Genomic DNA, 12,933 nt, shown 5'->3' with positions numbered 1-12,933 from the left:
TCACAGGACCACGGGCAGCGCCGTGCGGCCCGCCCGGCGTGCGGGCACGGTCGCGGCGACCGGGTCACGCTCGATCGGCGAGTAGTCGTAGCGGTCCAGCGGATCACGCTTGACGTCCACAATGCGGGAGTTGGCCTCCCGGATACGTCCGCGTACGTCGTCGCTGACCAGGTGGAGCGCGATGCTGTCGACGAACGGGGCCCCGCGGTCGGTCGCCCGGATCACCCGGCCGTCGAGCTCCAGGAGTCCGCGGTCGATGAAGGGGGCGAGGTCGGCCCGGAAGCGTTCGAGGGGGTCGGCGCCGAAGCGCGCGGCGTAGGCGTCGCGATCCACGCCGCCGGAGCGCAGCGAGAACATCAGGGTGCGGCGCATCCGCTCCTCCTCCGGCAGCCGCGAACCGCGCCAGACGGGCAGCTTCCCGCTCTCGACGGACGCCATGTAGCCGTCGAGCGAGCAGTCGTTGTAGTACTGCACCTGGTCGACATATCCGAAGCCCGAAACACCGAAGGGCAGCAGGTTGATGTCCTCGATGGAGTCGTACTTGTCCTCCTGCTGCTGGGAATGCGTGTCGGCCCGCGCGTAGTAGAAGAGGGGCCCGCGCCGGAATCCGAGACGCTTCATGATCGCCTCGGTCGCGAAGTGCATGAGGAGCCGCCCGCGGGCGTCGGGGAAGATCTCGGGGTTCTTGCGGTAGTGCGCGGAAATGGGGTCGGCCTGCTTGAACATGAGGGGGAAGATGTTGAACTTCTCCACGCCGCATTCCACCAACGACCGTATGGAGGAGTACCAGTTCTCCATCGTCTGGTAGGGAAGGCCGAAGATCAGGTCCACGGACACGTTCGTCGCGTCGCGGTCGTCCAGCATCTTCAACAGGCGCTGGACGTCGGCCGCGGTGTGGCCGCGGTTGAGCTTGGCGAGGATGCGGTCGTCCATCGACTGGACGCCGAAGACCCAGCGGTTCACGCCGGCGGCCGCGAGGGCGTCGAGGCGCTCCTCGTAGTCGGGGGCGTCGATGACCGAAGGGTGCAGCTCATAGGTGATCTCGGCGTCCGGCGCGATGTCGATCGTCTCGTGGAGTGCGCCGAAGACCCGGCGGATCTGGTCCGCGGAGAGGTAGGAGGGCGTGCCGCCGCCGAAGTACACGGTGCGCGCGGTCGGGCGCCCGATGTGCCCGCGGGCGATCTCCATCTCCTTGACGAGGGCCTGCAGATAGCGCTCGACGCGGGTCTGCTGCGGCAGGATCTCCTTCGCGAAGTGGCAGAAGGTGCAGCGCTGTTCGCAGAACGGGATGTGGAGGTAGACGCTGCAGTTCCGGCCGACCCCGGAGAGGAAGTCCTCGCCGCGTATTTCTTCCATCGCCTTGAGCGGAGGGTACGTTCCGATGAGGTAGTAGTTCTCGACGGGCTGGAGAATTCCGGCGGCGGAGAGATCGGCCAGATCCAGTTCCCGCAGGGCCGCCTCCGCTTCCGCGGCCACCTCTTGGAATTCCGGGAAGGGTATGTTTTCGTGCATGCCCGCGTGGCTCCTTTCGGGTGTACGCGCAGAACAGATTGCGCGCGAACGAGGACTTCTGGAAATCTGCCAGCCGGCCGTTGCGGGGGATATAGCAGCCGGTCTGGCAATTGCCTGTCAGTCGCCGGACGAGCCCGGACACGTGCGGCCCACACGCAGGGGGATGCTCAGCCCGCGAGCAGCTCCGCCGAGAGATGCACCGTCACCGGGCCCACGGCGCCGACGGGCCTGGCCAGTGCCGCCAGGCATCCCCGGGGCGCCGCCACGTCCCGCACGACCCAGTACGTCCGCTCCTCCGGGGCCCGGTGGGCCACCACCGCGAGTTCACGGTCCGGGCGTACGTCCACGCGCGCGAGGTCGGTCCCCAGGCCGAGGCCCCAGGACTTGACCACGGCCTCCTTGCGCACCCAGCAGCGCATCAGGGCCTCCTGGCGTGCCTCGCTGTCCTCTCCGTACGAGGCCACATGCGCCTGTTCCGCCTCGGTGAGGCAGCGGCGGAACACGGCTTCGGCCTCATGGCCCTGGCGGCGTTCGATGTCGACTCCGACCGGGTCGCCCTTGGAGAGGGCGAGCATCCACCACTCCTCGCAGCGCGACATGCTCACCTCCCAGTCGGCGTCGGGCCGCCGCACGTAGGGCGGGCCGTGCTGGTCGCTGCCGCAGCCGGGGCAGCGCCGGGTCCCCCAGCCGACGTCGCCGGGCTCGACCCCGAGGCTGGCGCCGACGATCCGCCGGAACGCGGCGTGCGCGCCCGCGTACCAGGCGCGGCGGCACGCATCGGTGAAGCGTTCCATGCGGCGCCGCTCGCCCGGGTCGAGCAGCGCGAGGTCGCCGGGGGCCGCTTCGTCGCCTGTCCTGCCGATCCAGATGTGCGCGCCCGAAGGTCCGGGACCAGCCACGACGGCACCGCCTAAGGAGGGCATGGCGGCCTACCCCATGGCTCGCGCGACGTGGACCCGGGATGTGCAGTCGAGTTTCTGCATCACCACGCGCAGGTGGTTGATCACCGTCCACTCCGATATCTGGAGCCTGCGCGCTATTTGACGGTTGGTCAGTCCCTCCGCGACGAGGAGGGCGATCTGGTGCTGCCGGGCGGTGAGACCGGCCGGTGCGGCTGCCGGTGCGGGCCCGGCGTCCGGCCGTTCCGACGGGTCACCGCACTCGGGCCGCGGCGCGAACAGGCCGGCGATCAGGGCGTCCCGCAGCGATATCTGGTGGGCGCTCAGGCGGAGTTGGTGCAGCTCGGCCGCGTCAAGGGCCTCGCGAAGGCGGCCGCCGACAGCATCCAGGGCGGCCTCGTCGTCCGGGACGAGACCATGGCGCCTGCGCAGGTCCTGCGCGTCGGCGAGCACCCGGGCGACGGCATGGCGCTCCTCCGCGGTGGCAACGCCCGCCACGGTGGCCACCGTCTCCAGGACCTCGGCCACCTCGCCGGGGCCGCCCGCGCCGAGCAGCAGCCGCATCGCGTCGCGGCTCGCCTCGTACGCCTGTGGCGCTCGGCCGATGACGCGGCGGACCCGGGCGAGGGCGGTGAGCAGCGAGGCCTGGACGACGCTCACGGATTCGGGGACCGCCCAGGGCGACGACACCGCTTCCGGCACCGTGCGCAGGTCTTCCAGGGCGGTGAGGATGGGCGCTTCGGCGTCCGGGTCGCCCTGTGCGGCACGGAGCAGGGACTGGGTGCGGCGGGCCGTCGCGGCGCCGTACAGGTCACCCGTGGCGTCGAGCTCCTGGAGAGCGGAGTCGATGAGCGCCACCGCCGCGGTCGACTCGCCGCGTCGGCGCAGGAGTTCACCGGTGAGGCTCTTCACCCGCGCCCGGATTCCGGGGAGTCCGGCGGCGGCAGAGCCGGCCCGCCGGAGCACCGCGTCGGCGCGCCCCATGTCGCCGCGGCCGAGCGCCCAGCGGGCGACGGACAGGAGCGCCTCGGTGACCAGGAAGGGGTCGTCGTCCGCGGCCCACGACTGTCCTGCGCACTCCTCGATGTCGTCGGCGGCGTCCGGCGCGAGCCCGTGCACGAGCAGCGGCTCCTCCAGGTGCACAAGCAGGCCGAGTACGCGGGTGTGATCGCCGCGCGAGCGGAGCCGGGCTACGGCCGCGCGCAGGTCGGGAAGGCGCTCGCCGGCCTCCGCCACCAGCTGGGCCCTGCCCTCGCCGGCCCGCAGCCGGGCGGCCGTCGTCGCGGCGAAGTCGAGGCAGCTGCGGATCAGTCCGTCGTACGCCTGCTCGTACTCCCCCGCGTCCCGCGCCAGTTCGGCGCGGTAGTGGGCCCGCGCGATGTGCGGCAGCCGGAACCTGGGGGTGCCGTCGTCGCCGACGACGCTCATCAACAGGCTTTTGTGGACGAGCGATTCGACGCCGCTGACGGCTTCCTGCGGGCCGAGTCCGCCCGCGCACCGCACGGCGGCCATGTCGAAGACGCTCTCGAAGACGGAGAGGCCGCACAGCAGCCTGCGGTCCTCGGCGGTCAGCGTCTCCTCGGCCCAGGACAGGGCGCTCTCGACGCTGCGGTGCCGGGCGGGCGCGTCCCGCAGCCGGTGGGTCCCGCTGTGCCGGCCGCGGCGAAGCCCGTCGAGTATGGCGTCGGGGCTCTGTGTGCCGACGGCCTCTGCGGCGATGGCGATGGACAGCGGGATCCCGTCGAGCTCCGCGCAGATCTCGGCGACGGTGCGCCGGCCGTGGGCGCCGGTGAGACCGGCGAGGTAGTAGGGGCGTACGAGGTCGCTGAAGAGCTGCACGGCCGGGGAGCCCGCTCCGGTGGGCAGGGGCGCCACCGGGACGATCCGCTCGGCCCGGATGTCGAGGGACATCCGGCTGGTGACCAGGACCTTCAGGCGGGGGCAGGTGCGCAGCAGCGAGGAGATGCCGAGGGCGATGTGCTCGGCGACGCGGTCGCAGTTGTCCAGGACGAGCAGCAGGTCGCGGTCCCCGATGCCGTCGTGGCCCGGCTCGGTGCCCGCGGCGGCCCACACGCTCGCCTCGTCACGGGCGTCGGCGAGGTCGATGACCACGGTCGCTTCGGCGGGGCGCGCGGCGGCGTTCAGCGCCGCGTGCGCGAGGTGGCTCTTGCCGACGCCGACGGGCCCTGTCAGGGTGACGAGCCGCTCCTCCGGGTCGGCCAGAAGCCGGGCAAGGAGGGCCAGTTCACCCTCCCTGCCGCGGAGCCGCCCGTAGCAGGCGGGGCGCGCCGCTCCGGGCGGCGGCGCCGATGGTTCTGCCGATGTCGCGCCGGGCAGGGCGACGGCCTCTTCCACTCGTGCTGTCATCTCTTTCCCCCATGTCTTTCGGCGCTCGTACGCGCCGCAACGAAGCCAGGCGTCAGGCTGCCCCAGCGCGCTGCAATACCGCTGCACTCCCCTCTGAGCCCGGCCGCAGTCCGCCTTGACCGGGGTGTCGCACAGTGCCGTACGGGCGCGCGAGGACGCCCGTACGGCACTGTGGTCGGCTGTCCTGCTCACACCCGCGACGGCTCCTCGGGCACGCGCGGCGTGACAGGCCGGGGCTCGGCCGCGGTCTCGTCCGCCTCCATGCGGTCGAGCCGCAGCGCGTGGTGCAGCTTCCGCAGCGGGCCCGGGGCCCACCAGTTGGCCTTGCCGAGCAGCGCCATCAGCGCGGGCACCAGGAGCGCCCGGACGATGGTGGCGTCCGCGAGGACGGCGAAGGCGGTGCCGAGGCCGAGTTCCTGGACGAAGACGAGCCGGGTGAAGGCGAGCGCTCCGACCGCGACGCAGAACAGGAGCGCGGCCGAGGTGACGGTGCGGCCGGTGAGGGCCAGGCCTTCGGCGATCGCCGTGCGGTCGTCGGCTCCCTTGGCGCGGACCTCCTTGATCCGGCCGAGCAGGAAGACGTTGTAGTCCGTGGAGAGCCCGAAGGCCAGCGCGAAGACGAGGACGGGAGTGGTGGTCTCGATCCCGCTGTGCGCCGCGTAGCCCAGGTTGCCGTCCTGGAAGACCCACACCAGGAAGCCGAGGGCGGCCGCGGTGGACAGGGTGTTCAGGAGCAGGGCCTTGAACGGCAGGATCAGCGAGCCGGTGAAGGCGAAGAGCAGCAGCAGGGTCACGATCGCGAGCACACCGATCGCCAGCGGCAGCCGGTCGCGGATCCCGTCCTTCTGGGAGAGGAAGTCCGCGGTGACGCCGGTGAAGCGGGCGTGTGCGGGCGCGTCCAACTGCCGTACGCGGTCCGCGGTGTCCTTGGCGGCGGTGTCCATGGGCGCTCCGCCGAGCACCGCGTCGATCTCCCAGTGGGCGCTGTCGAGCCGGACGGGTTCGGCGACGGCCTTGACGCCCTCGACGTCCTTGAGCCGGCCCACGTACCCCTCCAGGGCGGCGCCGCCCTCGGCGGTGTCGAGCACGATGCGCATCGGGGCGGTGGTGGGCTTCTCGAAGTCCTTCTCCAGGCTCTCCGCGACCTTGCCCGCGCTGATGCTGGTGGGCAGTGTCGACGCGTCGGCTCCGGTGAAGCGGATGCCGAGGATCGGCGAGGCGATCACAAGGAGGACGGCGACGGCCCCGACGGCGACCACGACGGGCCTGCGCATCACTCCGTCGGCGATCTTGCGCCAACGGCGCACGGCGGAGTCGCCGGCCGCGGCGTCGCGCTGCCAGCGGCGCGGGGCGAGCGCGTTGATGCGGTGGCCGAGCAGGGCGAGCAGCACCGGCAGGCCGAGCAGCGCGAAGACGACGGCGGAGATCGCGGTGATCACGCCCGCGTAGCCCATGGAGCGTACGTACGGCTGCGGGAACACCAGGAGCGCGGCCAGCGCGGCGGCGACGGTGAGCCCGCTGAACAGCACGGTCCGGCCCGCGGTCGCCATGGTGCGGCGCAGGGCGACGGCGCCTTCCGGGTGGGCGTCCAGCTCGTCCCGGTAGCGGGAGACAATCAGCAGACCGAAGTCGACTGCCAGGCCCAGGGCGAGGGCGAAGGCCAGGTTGAGGGCGCCGGTCGACACGTCGTCGAAGAACATGACGCTCCGCAGTCCCGCCATGGTGAACAGCAGCGTGAAGACGGCACCGACGACCGGCACAAGCGCGGCGACGCCGCCGCGGAAGATGAAGAACAGCAGGACGAGGATGACCGGCAGGGCGAGCCCCTCGGCCAGCGAGAGGTCCTTGGTGGTCACCTCGCCGACCTGGACCATGCTGATCGTGGAGCCGCCGAGGTCGGCCCGGCCGCGCAGCGCCGGATCGGCCGCGATGGCGTCCTGGAGGTCCTTCTCCGCGGTCTTCGACTCGGCCTCCGTCATGGGGCGCAGGGCGCCCACGAGCACGGTCGACCGGGAGTCCTTGGAGATCAGCGCGGGGTCGCCCGCGCTCTTGTAGTCGACGACCTGCTTGACCTCGGGGCGGTCGTCGAGCAGTTCGACCGCCGCGGCGACCGCGCGAGGCCGCTCCCCCTCGGGGGCGATCCGGCCGTCCGTCCGCACCACGAGGGCATAGCCCTGCTGCGGATCGATCCCGGTGGCCTTCTCGATCACTTCGCGGGCGGCGGCGTGCTGCCCGGTGGGGTCGTCGTAGTCGGAGAGGCCGTTGGTCAGCTTGCTCTGGACGGTGCCGCCGAGCACCGCCGCGAGTACGGCGGCGAGTACGGCCAGGAGAAGGCCGACCCGGCGCCGGGCATGGAGAACGGAGCCGAGAGCGGAGAACATGGATCGTCACCTTCCGTCGGAGCAAGGAGTGTCGTCGTCCCCGCTTGAGCCGCACTACGGCGGCGGTCGAGTCGCGGCGCGCGCGAGGGCGGAGGCCGGGGCGGGGGGACGCCCGGCCTCCGCCGGTCCAGGGGGTAGCGGCAAGGCTCCGTTCGCGGGTCTCGCGGGTCGTCAGGTCAGCTGACGTATCGCGGTGGCGTGGTCGTAGTAGATCGTCTCGTCGAGCAGGACGTCGCCGTCGAAGTGGAAGAAGACCGCCACGGGCAGCGACATCCGCTTGCCCTTGTTGGGGATGCCGCGCCAGTCGGCGACCTGGGTGCCGTTGATCTGGGCCTCCATGACGATCGCGTCGGCCGTGTGGGAGACCGAGAAGACGTCGTGGTCCAGGTCGGGGAACGAGGTGCGCATGTCGGCGAAGTAGCCCTTGATCGCCTCTTCGCCGACGAGGGGCGCCTCCTCGAAGGGGATGATCTTGTAGACGCCGCCCCGCGGGAACGTGGCGAGGACGCCGTCGATGTCCCAGGCCACCTCGGCGATGGTGTGCTCGATCACGACGGCCTCGCGCTTCTTGCGCAGGTCCTCGTCGGGCAACGGGCGGGACGTGCCGGGCAGTTCGAATCCGCCGTGCTGGTCGTTGCTCATGCCACTGTCCTCCAGATCCGGCCGGCGATCCGGCCTGCGCAAGGACGGTAGGGAGCACGCCTCGCGCCCAACTCAAGGGCGGACACACTTCCGGTCAAGGGGGTTATGGGACAGATGGCGGTCCAGCGCGCCCCTTGCGCCCGTCCGTCGCGGCCCGAGCCCAGCTCGATGTCCCTCTGTTCGACTGACGGGTGCCGCACGCGTGTACGGCGACCGTCAGTCGAGAGGTTCTGTCCATGGAGTTCCGCATCATCGGACCGATAGAGCTGTGGGCCGACGGCGTACGCATCGACATCGGTCCCCCGCGCCAACGCGGCGTCCTGGGCGCCCTGTTGATCGAACCCGAACGCCCGGTGTCGCTGGAGTCCCTGGTCAACAGGGTCTGGGGGGACGCTCCGCCGACGGGCGTACGCAATGTCGTGCACACCTACATCACCCGCCTCCGCAGGGCCCTGGCGCAGCAGCAGGGCAGCCGATCCGAGCCGGTCCGGCTGATCCGGCTGCCCGGCGGCTATCGCGTGGAGACCGACCCCGGGCAGGTGGACCTGGTGCGGTTCCGCAGGCTGCTCGCCGAGGCGCGCCATCCGACGCTCAGCGCGTCGCGCCGCAGCGCGCTGCTCCGGCAGGCGCTCGCCGCCTGGCACGGCGACCCGCTGTCCGATCTGCACAGCGAGTGGGCCACCGGCGTACGGCAGAACCTCCGCCAGCTCCACCACGAGGCACTGGCCCAACTCGCCGACACCGAGATGTACTTGGGCCGCCCCGCGGGGGTCCTGCCGGACCTGCGCACGGCGCTGCTCGCCGACCCGCTTGCGGAACAGCTCGGCGAGCGGCTGATGCGCGCGCTGCACCTGGACGGCCGCAGCGTGGGAGCCCTGGAGTACTACCAGGAGCTGCGCCGGCTGATCGCCGAAGAGCTGGGCGCCGATCCCTCCCAGCGCGTCCAGGATCTGTACGAGGCGATCCTGCGGGGCGAGCCGGTGAAGGCGCCGCGGACGGCGGGGGGACAGCCGCTGCTCGCCGTGTCCGAGGACAGGGGCGGCACGACCCCCCGGATGCTGCCCATGGACATCCCCGACTTCACCGGCCGCAGACGCGAACTCGCCCTCGCCCAACGCCTGTTGAGCGCCGACTCCGCTCCGCTGCCGCACTCCCTCCTCATCGTCGGCGGTGGCGGTACGGGCAAGACCACACTGGCCGTGCATGTGGCGCACCGCCTCTCGGCGGCCTTCCCCGGCGGGCAGCTCTTCGCCGGGCTGCGGGGCAGCGGCCTGCATCCCGCCGACCCGTTCGCCGTGCTCGGGCGGCTGCTGCGGGCACTCGGCCTGGAGCGCGAGCGGATTCCGGACGACCTGGACGAGCGGGTCGAGCTCTACCGCTCCCGTCTCGCCGGGCGGCGCGCCCTGGTCATCCTGGACGACGCGGCCGACGACGCACAGGCCCAGCCGCTGCTGCCCGGCGCACCGGACTGTGCGGTCCTCGTGACCAGCAGACAGCGGCTCGGCCAGCCGCTGGGAGCCACGGTGGTGCCGCTGCGGGAGCTGTCCATGGCGGAGGGTGGACAGCTCCTCGAGAAAATCATCGGGGCCGAACGGACCGGGGCCGAGCCGGAGTACGCCAAGGAACTGGTCCGGCTCTGCGGCAGGCTGCCGCTGGCGATCCGGGCCGCCGCCGCCCGCCTCACGTCCCGCCCGCACTGGACCCTTGCCGGGTTCGTGGAACGGATGCGAGACGAGTCACGGCGCCTCGACGAGCTGGCCCACGGCTCGCTCGACGTGCGGGCCAGCCTCACCACGTCGTACAACTCGCTGCCCAGCGACACCCGTGAAGTGCTGCGGAGCCTGGCCGAGCTTCCGGTGGCGGAGTTCGACGCGTCGGTGGCCTGCCCGGTCCTCGGCAGGGACTTCGCCGTGGTGGAGGAGGCCTGCGAGCAGCTGGTCGAGGCGAACCTGCTGCATGTCGCCGAGGGCGGCTTGGCGGGGGTCCGCACCAGGTACCGGCTGCAGGACCTGCAACGGATCTATGCCCTGAGCTTGCGGGCCGACCCTGCTGCGCACTAGGGCGCCCCTTCGGGGCGCTCACCAGGCAGTCCAGCGTTCCTCAAGAACGGTTCCAGCTTTCCGACCACTCGGGTGTCCGAGAGTCGACGTCGAGAGAAGAACCGACGGAGAGGGACCACGATGGCTCCATCACCTGCGCGCCAGGACGTGCTGCCCGACCTGGCGGAATTGGCCGCGGAGACGGCGGTCGATGTTCCGCCGGTGGCCGCGACCATGGCCTCGCTCACGGAGGAACTGCACGCCCGCCGTGCCGCCGCCCACTTCGGCAGCGACCCGGACGCGGAACGGCGGCACCTGGCCAAGGGCAAGCTCCTCGCCCGGCAGCGCATCGAACAGCTCCTGGACCCGGGGACCTTCACCGAACTGGGAGTCTTCGCGGAGCACCGCGCGTCCGGCTTCGGCATGGAGGACTCGCACCCGGCAGGCGACGGCGTGGTCACCGGCTGGGGCGAGATCGAGGGCCGCAAGGTCTTCGTCTTCGCCCATGACGCCCGGGTCCGCGGCGGCGCGCTCGGCGCGGCCTTCGCCGGCAAGATCCACCAGCTCCTCGACTTCGCGGACTCCGTGGGCGCCCCGGTCGTCGGCCTCAACGACGGCGGCGGCGCGCGCATCCAGGAGGGCATCGACGCCCTCGCGGGATTCGGCAGGCTCTTCGCCCGCAACGTCCGCTCCTCCGGCGTCGTCCCGCAGATCAGCGTGATCCTCGGCTCCTGCGCGGGCGGCGCGGTCTACTCGCCGGCGCTGACCGACTTCACGTTCATGGTCGAGGGCATGGCCAACATGTTCATCACCGGGCCCGACGTGGTGCAGGCGGTGACCGGCGAGAAGGTGAGCCACGAGGAGCTCGGCGGCAGCCGGACGCACGGCGGGCGCACCGGTGTGGCCAGCTTCGTCTCCCCCGACGAGGAGACCTGCTTCGAGTCGGTACGGGAACTCCTCTCGTACCTCCCCGCGAACAACCATGAACTGCCGCCGTCCACCGAGCCGTTCGACGACCCCGACCGCAGCTGCGAGGAGCTCCTCAAGCTGGTCCCGGTGGACGACCGCACGCCCTACGACATCCGCTCGGTGATCGGCGAGATCGTGGACGACGGCGACTTCCTGGAGATCCAGGAGAGCTGGGCGCCCAACATCGTCTGCGCCCTTGCCCGCCTCGACGGCAACCCCGTCGGCATCGTCGGCAATCAGCCCGCGGTCCTGGCCGGGGTGCTCGACATCGACTCGTCCGAGAAGGCCGCCCGCTTCGTCCGCACCTGCGACGCGTTCGGCATCCCCCTGGTCACCCTGGTGGACGTGCCGGGGTTCATGCCGGGCACCGAGCAGGAGCACAACGCGATCATCCGGCGCGGCGCCAAGCTCCTCTACGCGTACTGCGAGGCGACGGTGCCGCGGGTGCAGATCATCATGCGCAAGGCGTTCGGCGGGGCGTACATCGTGATGGACTCCAAGTCGATCGGCGCGGACCTGTCCTTCGCCTGGCCCTCCAACCAGACCGCCGTGATGGGCGCCGACGGCGCCGCCAACATCATCTTCCGCAAGCAGCTCAAGGCGTCGCCGGAGCCTCAGGCGCTGCGCGAGACGCTGGTCGCCGACTACACCAACCAGCTCCTGAACCCCTATGTCGCGGCCCGGCGCGGCCATGTCGACGACGTCATCGACCCCGCCGACACCCGCCGCGTGCTCATCAAGTCCCTGGAGATGCTGCGTTCCAAGCGGCCCGTCCAGCCCGTACGCAAACACGGGAACGAGCCGCTGTGAGCGCCCCGACGACCGGGTTCTCGGTGGTGCGCGGCACCCCGACGCCCGAGGAACTCGCCGCCGTCCTCACCGTGCTCGCCGCGGTCCGGCGCGCCCAGTGCTCCGCCCAGGAGTCCGACCCCGCACCGCGCCGCCCGGACGGCGGCCGCTGGTCGGGCCGCACGCCCTGGCACCGTCCGGCGTCCGCGTCCGTGATGGCGTACGCGGCCGGCTGGGAGTCCGCGTCCCGTCCCGCACCTCCGAACGGACCGAACGGATCGAACGGAAAGGACCGCCGATGACCGGCGAGAGCAGCCGGAACGCGCTGACCGGATGCCTGGGCATGTTCCCCGGCCAGGGCTCCCAGCGTCCGGGAATGGCGCAGTACCTCCTGGATGAGTACCCGGTGGCCCGGGATCTCTTCGACCGGGCCGACGACGTCCTGGGGATCCCGCTCTCCCGTATCTGCACGGACGGCGACCGCTCCCAGCTCGCCGCCACCGAGGTCGCACAGCCCGCGATCACCGCGACCAGCCTCGCCGTGTGGCAGATCCTGCGCGACGCCGGCTACCAGCCGGGAGCGGTCGCCGGGCACAGCCTCGGCGAGTATCCGGCGCTTGTCGCGGCCGGTGTGCTCAGCTACGAATCCGCCCTCGTCCTGGTGCAGTTGCGCGGGCAGCTGATGGCCGAGGCGGCCGCCCAGGTGCCCGGCGCGATGGCCGCGGTCATGGGCATCCCCGCCGACGACGTCGGCGCGGCCTGCCAGGCGGCATCGGTCGTCGGGGTCGTCGAGGTCGCCAACTGGAACGAGCCGCTGCAGACGGTCCTCTCGGGCGAGACCGACGCCGTGGACGAGGCGGGACGGGTCGCGCTCGCGGCCGGCGCGGAGCGCGTGGTGCGGCTCGATGTCAGCGCGCCCTTCCACTGCTCCCTGATGAGCGACGTACAGGAGGAGTTCACCGCGGAACTCGCGCTGCACGCCTTCGCCGATCCGCGGCTTCCGCTGATCAGTTCCGTCACCGGTGACTACGTACACAGCGGCGAGCAGGCGCGCGAGCTCCTTTCGCTGCAGATCACCCGGCCCGTGCGGTGGGTCGAGGTGCTGCGGCGCGCCGCGGAGCACCCCGTGACCGCGTTCACCGAGATCGGTCCGGGCCGGGTCCTCAGCGGGCTCGCCCGGCGCACCCTCACCGAGGCCTCCACCCGCTCCACCGGAGACCCCCGGCGGCTGACAGCCCTGCACTCCGCTCTGCAGCCGGCCTGACCCCCACAGAAAAAGCCACACCGCGAAATCCACACCGAGAAATCCACACCTGAAATCCGAGAGCACACGAC

The 12,933-nt window shown here is 71.7% G+C and carries 9 protein-coding genes; 4 read left to right on the top strand and 5 right to left on the bottom strand.

Going from position 1 to position 12,933, the window contains the following annotated elements; all coding sequences use genetic code 11:
- The 5 genes from AB0O76_RS02020 to AB0O76_RS02000 form a co-directional block, all read right to left on the bottom strand.
- A complete protein-coding gene (locus AB0O76_RS02020; protein WP_365484080.1) occupies positions 1 to 1,512 on the bottom strand; it encodes a coproporphyrinogen-III oxidase family protein in 1,512 nt (503 codons plus the stop codon).
- Positions 1,513 to 1,679: 167 nt separating this feature from the next.
- Positions 1,680 to 2,411, bottom strand: a complete 732-nt coding sequence (locus tag AB0O76_RS02015; RefSeq protein WP_365484078.1) for a 4'-phosphopantetheinyl transferase superfamily protein — start codon at positions 2,409 to 2,411, stop codon at positions 1,680 to 1,682.
- A 30-nt stretch (positions 2,412 to 2,441) separates the two neighbouring features.
- Positions 2,442 to 4,778, bottom strand: a complete 2,337-nt coding sequence (locus AB0O76_RS02010) for a LuxR C-terminal-related transcriptional regulator (RefSeq protein ID WP_365484075.1) — start codon at positions 4,776 to 4,778, stop codon at positions 2,442 to 2,444.
- Positions 4,779 to 4,966: 188 nt separating this feature from the next.
- A complete protein-coding gene (locus tag AB0O76_RS02005; RefSeq protein ID WP_365484072.1) occupies positions 4,967 to 7,159 on the bottom strand; it encodes an MMPL family transporter in 2,193 nt (730 codons plus the stop codon).
- A 171-nt stretch (positions 7,160 to 7,330) separates the two neighbouring features.
- Positions 7,331 to 7,801, bottom strand: coding sequence for an ester cyclase (locus tag AB0O76_RS02000; protein WP_365484069.1), 471 nt, complete (start codon positions 7,799 to 7,801; stop codon positions 7,331 to 7,333).
- Between the two features lie 236 nt (positions 7,802 to 8,037).
- Here AB0O76_RS02000 and AB0O76_RS01995 point away from each other — a divergent pair, with 236 nt between their 5' ends.
- From AB0O76_RS01995 to fabD, 4 genes are all read left to right on the top strand, one after another.
- On the top strand, positions 8,038 to 9,861 hold the full coding sequence (locus AB0O76_RS01995; protein WP_365484067.1) for a BTAD domain-containing putative transcriptional regulator: 1,824 nt from the start codon (positions 8,038 to 8,040) through the stop codon (positions 9,859 to 9,861).
- 120 nt (positions 9,862 to 9,981) lie between these two features.
- Complete coding sequence (locus AB0O76_RS01990) at positions 9,982 to 11,619, top strand: acyl-CoA carboxylase subunit beta (RefSeq protein WP_365484064.1); 1,638 nt, start codon at positions 9,982 to 9,984, stop codon at positions 11,617 to 11,619.
- Positions 11,616 to 11,900, top strand: coding sequence for an acyl-CoA carboxylase subunit epsilon (locus AB0O76_RS01985; RefSeq protein ID WP_365484061.1), 285 nt, complete (start codon positions 11,616 to 11,618; stop codon positions 11,898 to 11,900). Before AB0O76_RS01990 ends, AB0O76_RS01985 begins: the two co-directional genes overlap by 4 nt.
- Positions 11,897 to 12,862, top strand: a complete 966-nt coding sequence (gene fabD, locus AB0O76_RS01980; RefSeq protein WP_365484058.1) for an ACP S-malonyltransferase — start codon at positions 11,897 to 11,899, stop codon at positions 12,860 to 12,862. Before AB0O76_RS01985 ends, fabD begins: the two co-directional genes overlap by 4 nt.
- Positions 12,863 to 12,933: the final 71 nt, after the last annotated feature.

The sequence above is a fragment of the Streptomyces sp. NPDC086554 genome (genome assembly GCF_040686095.1).
Classification (GTDB): Bacteria; Actinomycetota; Actinomycetes; order Streptomycetales; family Streptomycetaceae; genus Streptomyces.
Note: the sequence above shows the minus strand (reverse complement) of the source record. Positions and strands in the feature narration are given on the sequence as shown.

Excerpts from the sequence above, each read along its gene's own strand:
- AB0O76_RS02020 (WP_365484080.1), bottom strand. The coding sequence starts at position 1,512 with ATGCACGAAAACATACCCTTCCCGGAATTCCAAGAGGTGGCCGCGGAA.
- AB0O76_RS02010 (WP_365484075.1), bottom strand. The coding sequence starts at position 4,778 with ATGACAGCACGAGTGGAAGAGGCCGTCGCCCTGCCCGGCGCGACATCG.
- AB0O76_RS02005 (WP_365484072.1), bottom strand. The coding sequence starts at position 7,159 with ATGTTCTCCGCTCTCGGCTCCGTTCTCCATGCCCGGCGCCGGGTCGGC.
- AB0O76_RS02000 (WP_365484069.1), bottom strand. The coding sequence starts at position 7,801 with ATGAGCAACGACCAGCACGGCGGATTCGAACTGCCCGGCACGTCCCGC.
- AB0O76_RS01995 (WP_365484067.1), top strand. The coding sequence starts at position 8,038 with ATGGAGTTCCGCATCATCGGACCGATAGAGCTGTGGGCCGACGGCGTA.
- AB0O76_RS01990 (WP_365484064.1), top strand. The coding sequence starts at position 9,982 with ATGGCTCCATCACCTGCGCGCCAGGACGTGCTGCCCGACCTGGCGGAA.
- fabD (WP_365484058.1), top strand. The coding sequence starts at position 11,897 with ATGACCGGCGAGAGCAGCCGGAACGCGCTGACCGGATGCCTGGGCATG.